The organism is Rickettsia sp. TH2014 (genome assembly GCF_019249195.1).
In the GTDB taxonomy this organism is placed as follows: domain Bacteria; phylum Pseudomonadota; class Alphaproteobacteria; order Rickettsiales; family Rickettsiaceae; genus Rickettsia; species Rickettsia felis.
The window spans coordinates 2,660-7,283 of the sequence record NZ_MXAX01000070.1 but is presented as its reverse complement, the minus strand read 5'-3'; the positions used below and the strand labels follow the sequence as shown (position 1 = coordinate 7,283).

The window sequence follows — 4,624 nt, the reverse complement described above, 5'->3', positions numbered from 1 at the left end:
ATAATTTTTATAATGTCTGTAAGATTAAATCTTGACTTCTACAATTATAATCAAATATTCCATGAAATGTTGTTTTTAATTGCCAATCTTTTTTACAAGATGGGCAATTTGAATAATTAGAACGTGCATATGAGTTTCCTGATACCGGTTCTGCTATAGGATAAAAAACTTTCTTTTTTAAACATTTTTGTATTCGCTTACTAATTTTTCTTCCTTCTATAGAAATATCACTGTCTAATTCTGCTAATAGTCTTTCCATTAACGGTTCTAATTTTTTATAGCTTGAAAAAGCCATAATCTGCGAGCCGCCGCATAATCATTTTTCCAAGAGGTAATTGTTCCTCCGAGATATCGGTCTTTACCATTTATTATATATAAAGGTAGATATATCCCTTCATCTGTACGTAATACAAGCTGCTCTTCATAAGCTTTTGACTATGAAATAAGATATAAATAGAGAAATTTTGCATTTTCAATATTTTCTTCAATATCAATAGGGGTTGCACTAATATAGTCTGCTGTTATTTTATAACTAATTATTACGCCCAATTGCTCTAATTCATCTTTATCTTTCAATGCCTGATAGCTTAAATGTGAAGCATGAAAAGTATCTTTATTAGGAATTACTGCATAAAAAACCAGTTTATTTTTTGTGGGACTAGAAAATTCTCCATTATTTAATATATTACCGTTTTGATATAAAGAACCGATAAAACTACAAAGTAAATGCCAAGTCTTTCCATAATCCTTTAGTAAGAATTGCTTACTTTTATTAAACGATATAGTAACAAGATATATGCTAGACATGGTTTAAATAAAATTTACCTACTTAGCTAAGAATGCTGCCTTTTATAATCTAACTTAATCAAAGTTTATTCCTAAAAAAGCTTACTATTTAGGAATGAGTTCCTAAATAGTTATATTAGTATTGATTTTAAACCTGCTTTAAAAAGAAGCATAAAATACTACTTTTTAAAGCAAAGAGTTACACCCCTAAGGCTTTTTTACCTTTAGATTGTTCTTGTTCAACTGCTTGAGTATGAGATTTGACTTGAGGGATTGCAAGATCGACTACATGTTCATATCTAACGCCGTTTTCAAATAAAACTTGACCGCATTTATTCACTTGAATAACATCTTCTTTAGAGAATTTATTTAAAATAACTTCCGTGATGTCATAAAGGAATTTCCAAGATAATTCTATTCTTTCTTGTAATGTCAGCTTTTTATTTTCCGGTTTTTGACTATTAAGGGCAACATTTGGCGTATCACCAATATTACCTCCTTCAGTAGGTAATATATTTTTTTTACGTGCTGCTATTTTCTTATACATTAAAAATATTAATAATAATGCTAAGCAACCTATGGCAATTAAAATATGAGTATTAGAATTAGACACTATTTTGCTCTTCCTTGTTGTTGAGTTAAGTTTTGTGTTTTAGAAAGCATCGTAACCACTGCTTTATCTATATTAACTAAGTTAGTTATATCAGGAGCTAGCTTTGCAACTGTTAAGACCGGAGGCGGTAATAAGTTAGTTTTTATTGCTAGACTTATAACGTTTCCGAGTTCTTTACTTCCTAGTATTACTCCTACTATTTTTTATGTCGCTTGCAATTTCCGTAGCTTTTTCTGCGGCTTTACATAAGGATTCTATCTTTTCGCCAAAAGAAGCTTCCGGATTTAATACTTTTAATAATTCTATTTTAGCTTCATTTAGATTATCCGAAATAGTATTCTTTACAGAGTTTAATTTGTCAATATTTATATCTTGCGGAATTGCATTTTCAATATTACTTTTTAGTTCTGCTATTTTTTCTTCTACTTCATCTTTGCTTTTTGGTATAGCTTTAGCAGCTTTTGCAACATTCTCTAGTGAAGCTCTGTTATTAGGGTTTTTATTTGCTATTTCAATAATTTTTCGAGGCGCTTCCTTTGAGATTTCTGAAATTGCGGCAACTTTCTTAGCTTGTTCATAAAGGTTTTCAATCTGGTCATTAGATTTAGTCTTTTGCCTCATTTCTTTTATATCATTGTGCAAGTTTGTTACTTTCGGTAATAATTTTTCCGAATCAATGAGGTTATTTACTTTTTCAAGTATACCGCTTGTTTGTATAAATATTCCAAGCATCGGTATTTGAGTCGATATAACTCCAGCTAGTATATTTTCTAATGATTCTATAATTTTTTTAGAAGCTCCAGGGTAGAGTTTATCTAATTCTTGCTGAAATTTTAAAACTTGTTCTAAAACGTTTAAACATTTTTCTACAATAATCCCGTCAAATAAAAAATATCTTTTGTTTTTAACTGTTCTTGATATGCTTTCTCAAGTGCTTCAGATAAAGTAGTTAGTGATTCTTGGATTGTTCTATTAAAAAGTTTTTCTATTTTCTCTACATCGATATTTTCAGTGTGAGATAATTCATTTAAAGAATTTTGTAAAATATAAAATAAATGATCTTCCAAATCTTTTACATTCATTTTCAAAGATTTTGTAAAACCTTTTAATTTTATTAACAGTCTTTGTAGTTCTTCTTGTTGTTCTTTGTTTAATCCGCTGAAACTAGAAAAATTAATTATAGACATAAAATTTATTATTTTGTTACCAAAATTAATTAATCTTAAAGCTTTATAACCGTAAAATAAAATGTAAAATAGTTATCATTGCCCTTGAGATTAATTTTTGTTATATTACGTGCTAACATTGCTACAATAGATTTATATTGTTTTATTAGGATATAGGTATATTCTTGAAAGATTAAACTAATCTAACTAACATATTATCAATTATTCAAAAAATTTATGCGTAAATTAACTACATTTATTATCACATTATTACTAACCGGTTCGGCTGCTGCTGTTGATTTGCAGGAAGCTTTAACTGAAGGATATAAGAATAATGAGGAGCTGAAAGCTGCTAGAATTAAGTTTTTGAATGCGATTGAGCAGTTCCCTCAAGCTTTCTCAGGATTTATGCCTAGTGCCGGATTGCAGATTAATAGACAAAATAGTAAGACTAAATATAATAAAAAATATACTGATAGGCTTGGTCTTGCTCCAAAAGAGACAGATAGCAATCAAGGTGCATTAACAATTGAGCAATCATTATTTAGCGGTGGTTCTAGTGTTGCGGCTCTTAAAGCTGCTCAATCAGGGTTTAGAGCATCACGAGGCGAATATTATGCTGGCGAACAAAAAATATTATTAAATTTAATAACTGCTTATCTTGATTGTTTTGAGAGCAAAGAAAAATATGATATTTCTGAAAGTAGAGTTCGTACTAACATACAACAAGTTAACACTGTTGAAGAGAAATTAAGACTAGGGGAAGCAACGATAATAGATATAGCAACTGCAAGAGCAGGGCTTGCAGCGGCAGAAACGAATAAACTAGCTGCCTATGCCGATTTTCAAGGAAAAAAAGCAAATTTTATTAGAGTATTCGGAATAGAGGCTACTGATATAACTATGCCTCATTTACCTGATAGATTACCTGCTTCATTGGATGAGTTAACAAAAAAAGCCGCTAAGTTAAATCCCGATATTGATTCGGCAAGGCATAATGTAACTTCGGCGAAAGCTTTGGAAATGATGCAGAAAGGAAAATTATTGCCGCAAGTAAGTGTAAAGTTGCAATCAGGTAGAACTAACTATAATCCACAAGATCCAGCTGTTCAAAATATAAACAATAAAAGCTATACTACTATTCTTTCGGTAAACATACCTATTTATCCAGATGGAGGAGCTCAATATTCAAGAATCAGATCGGCTAAAAACCAAACAAGAAGTAGTGCAGTTCAGCTTGATAGTGCGATAAAGCAGACACAAGCGGGTGTTGTAAGTGTGTGGGAAGGATTTGAAGCAGCAAAATCTCGTATTGTTGCAGCTAATCAAGGCGTGGAGGCTGCACAAATATCATATGACGGTACGGTGCAAGAGGAAATAGTCGGTTCCAAAACTATACTCGATGTTTTAGATGCTGAGCAGAAATTGTATGAAGCAAAAATAACTCGTGTGGATGCGTATAAGAATTCAGTACTTGCGGCATATCAAATGAAATTGTTAATCGGCGAGCTAACGGCTCAAAGTTTAAAACTTAAAGTAAAATATTTTAGCCCTGAAGAAGAGTTTAAGACTATTAAAAAGAAAATGTTTATAGGTTTCTAACGTGAGTAAGGAAAATAAAAAGAACCAAGATATGTCTGTAGAAGACATATTAAAATCGATTAAAGGAGTAATTAACGAGCGTAAAAATCCTATTTATGAAAATGATAGTGAAGATGAAGATATATTAGAACTAACGGAAATAGCAAATCAAGATGAGGAAGAAAAGTTAATATCCACTAAATCTGCTGAAGCGGTAGGTGATATTTTTAAAAATTTTACCGATACTATTAAAGATAAAAAGCTGGATAATAATATCTCATCTAAAAATGCACTTGAAGAATTAGTCATTGAGATGTTAAAACCGGAACTTAAAGCTTGGCTTGATAAAAATCTACCTGTACTTGTTAAAGAGTTAGTAGAAATTGAAATAAAGAAATTGGTGCAGAATAGTAAGAGGTAGAGTAACCTCAACGTCATTGCGAGGAAAAACTGTAAGTTTTGACGAAGCAATCTCAGG

General features: G+C 30.9%; 5 protein-coding genes and 1 pseudogene. 2 read left to right on the top strand and 4 right to left on the bottom strand.

Annotated features, from left to right (window positions below):
* Positions 1-7: 7 nt before the first annotated feature.
* The 4 genes and pseudogenes from KYQ89_RS07575 to KYQ89_RS07565 all read right to left on the bottom strand — a co-directional run bounded on the left by KYQ89_RS07575 (position 8) and on the right by KYQ89_RS07565 (position 2,586).
* Positions 8-295 carry a DUF2310 family Zn-ribbon-containing protein gene (locus tag KYQ89_RS07575; protein ID WP_256621174.1) on the bottom strand — a complete coding sequence of 96 codons (288 nt, stop codon included), beginning with the start codon at positions 293-295 and terminating at the stop codon, positions 8-10.
* Positions 296-435: 140 nt separating this feature from the next.
* Positions 436-807 carry a hypothetical protein gene (locus tag KYQ89_RS07570; protein ID WP_256621173.1) on the bottom strand — a complete coding sequence of 124 codons (372 nt, stop codon included), beginning with the start codon at positions 805-807 and terminating at the stop codon, positions 436-438.
* A 178-nt stretch (positions 808-985) separates the two neighbouring features.
* Positions 986-1,399, bottom strand: coding sequence for a DUF2660 domain-containing protein (locus tag KYQ89_RS01110; RefSeq protein WP_218460000.1), 414 nt, complete (start codon positions 1,397-1,399; stop codon positions 986-988).
* Positions 1,399-2,586: pseudogene (locus KYQ89_RS07565) on the bottom strand (hypothetical protein). The gene KYQ89_RS01110 and the pseudogene KYQ89_RS07565 overlap by 1 nt, the downstream one beginning before the upstream one ends.
* Before the next feature lie 216 nt (positions 2,587-2,802).
* On the opposite strand from KYQ89_RS07565, the gene KYQ89_RS01095 reads away from it, so the two are divergent.
* Both KYQ89_RS01095 and KYQ89_RS01090 read left to right on the top strand, forming a co-directional pair.
* A complete protein-coding gene (locus KYQ89_RS01095; RefSeq protein ID WP_218459999.1) occupies positions 2,803-4,167 on the top strand; it encodes a TolC family protein in 1,365 nt (454 codons plus the stop codon).
* A 1-nt stretch (position 4,168) separates the two neighbouring features.
* Complete coding sequence (locus KYQ89_RS01090; RefSeq protein WP_218459997.1) at positions 4,169-4,567, top strand: DUF2497 domain-containing protein; 399 nt, start codon at positions 4,169-4,171, stop codon at positions 4,565-4,567.
* Positions 4,568-4,624 lie beyond the last annotated feature (57 nt).

What these genes read in the sequence shown, in the direction of transcription:
- KYQ89_RS07575 (WP_256621174.1), bottom strand. Translation starts at nt 295, where the DNA reads ATGGCTTTTTCAAGCTATAAAAAATTAGAACCGTTAATGGAAAGACTA.
- KYQ89_RS07570 (WP_256621173.1), bottom strand. Translation starts at nt 807, where the DNA reads ATGTCTAGCATATATCTTGTTACTATATCGTTTAATAAAAGTAAGCAA.
- KYQ89_RS01095 (WP_218459999.1), top strand. Translation starts at nt 2,803, where the DNA reads ATGCGTAAATTAACTACATTTATTATCACATTATTACTAACCGGTTCG.